The organism is Mesorhizobium sp. M7A.F.Ca.CA.004.04.2.1 (genome assembly GCF_004022825.1).
Lineage (GTDB): Bacteria > Pseudomonadota > Alphaproteobacteria > Rhizobiales > Rhizobiaceae > Mesorhizobium.
In genome coordinates this window covers 1-1554 of record NZ_RZPH01001230.1, presented here as the reverse complement: position 1 = coordinate 1554, position 1554 = coordinate 1, and the positions used below count along the sequence as shown (strand labels likewise).

The window sequence follows — 1554 nt, the reverse complement described above, 5'->3', positions numbered from 1 at the left end:
GGCGGCGAGTTCGCCGGCGATCCTGCCTTCGCGCACCACGACAACGCGGTCGCACAGACCGATCAGCTCCGGCAGCTCCGACGAGATGACGATGACGCCGACACCGCTGCCGGCCAGCTGGCGCAGCAGCCGGTGGATCTCGACCTTGGCGCCGACATCGATGCCGCGTGTCGGCTCGTCCATGATGATGACCTTGGGATCGACGGACAGCTGCCTGGCGATGGCGACCTTCTGCTGGTTGCCGCCGCTCAGCGTCGAGACGGCGGCCTCAATGCCAGCCATGCGCACGCCGAGCCTGCCGGTCAACTCCTTCGCCTGACGATCCTCGGCCTTACGATTGAGCAAGCCGAGTGGCCCGGTGAGCCGGCCGAGGTCGAGCGCGGAGATGTTCGCTGCGATCGGCAGATCGAGGAACACGCCGGAGCCTTTCCGGTCCTCAGAGAGATAGACCAGCCCCGCCTTGACCGCATCGCCATAGCTGCGCAACCGCAGCTGCTTTCCGTCGAGCACGACGGTTCCTGACGTCATTGGCCTGAGGCCACAGACCGTTTGCGCGATCTCGCTGCGGCCGGCCCCGATGAGGCCGCCTATGCCGAGAATTTCGCCAGCGCGAAGCTGCAGATCGACGTCGGCGAAGCGGCGGCCATCGGAAAGCCCCTCGACCGCGAGAAGCAGGCGCCCCGGCTGTTGCGGCGCCAGCTTGTCGGGATAGAGCTGGGTGATTTCGCGGCCCACCATCTTGCGCACGACATCGTCAGGTGAAACGGCGGCGACCTGATCGGTCGCCACGTACCGGCCGTCGCGGAAGACGGTGACGCGGTCGCACAGCGAGAATATCTCGGCCATGCGGTGGCTGATATAGACCACCGAAATGCCCCGCTCCTTGAGCCCGCGCACGATCGAGAACAGGCGTTGCGCTTCGCTTTCGGTGAGTGCCGCGGTCGGCTCGTCAAGCATCAACACCTTGCAGTCGAGCGTCAGCGCCTTGGCGATCTCGACAAGCTGCTGGTTGGAAATGGAGAGGTCGGCGACCCTGGTGCGCACCGGAATGGGCGCGAGCAGGTCCATGACCTTCTGGGCGTCGGAATAGAGCTTTTGGAAATTCATCAGCGGCGCGCGCCGGCTGTTGATCGCGGCCATGTAGATGTTTTCGGCAACCGTCGCGTCCTGACAGAGCGCGATCTCCTGGTGGACAAGCGCAATGCCGAGACGTTGCGCGGCTGCGGGCGAGTGGATCGAAATGCGCTCACCATCGATCAGGATGTCGCCCTCGTCGGGCTGCAATACACCGGCGATCATGTTCATCAGCGTCGACTTGCCGGCGCCGTTCTCTCCGCACAGTGCATGGATTTCGCCGCGCCGCAGCTCGAACCGTACGTCGCTCAGCGCCTTGACCGGGCCGAATGCCTTGGACAGGCCACGGATTTCAAGAATGGGCGCCTGGGTCACGCCGTGCTCCTGCGATGAACCTGCGGGGGAGGAAGGAGGCCGAAGCCTCCTTCCCGGTTAATCCGGCCATGCCGAGGCCGGGCGGCGAGATCGGGACTATTCCTC

1 protein-coding gene is annotated in these 1554 nt (G+C 65.1%); it reads right to left on the bottom strand.

Annotated features, from left to right (window positions below; all coding sequences use genetic code 11):
- Positions 1 to 1449, bottom strand: a 1449-nt coding sequence (locus EN893_RS33325; protein ID WP_164901359.1) for a sugar ABC transporter ATP-binding protein, incomplete at its 3' end; no start/stop codon positions are given.
- Positions 1450 to 1554: the final 105 nt, after the last annotated feature.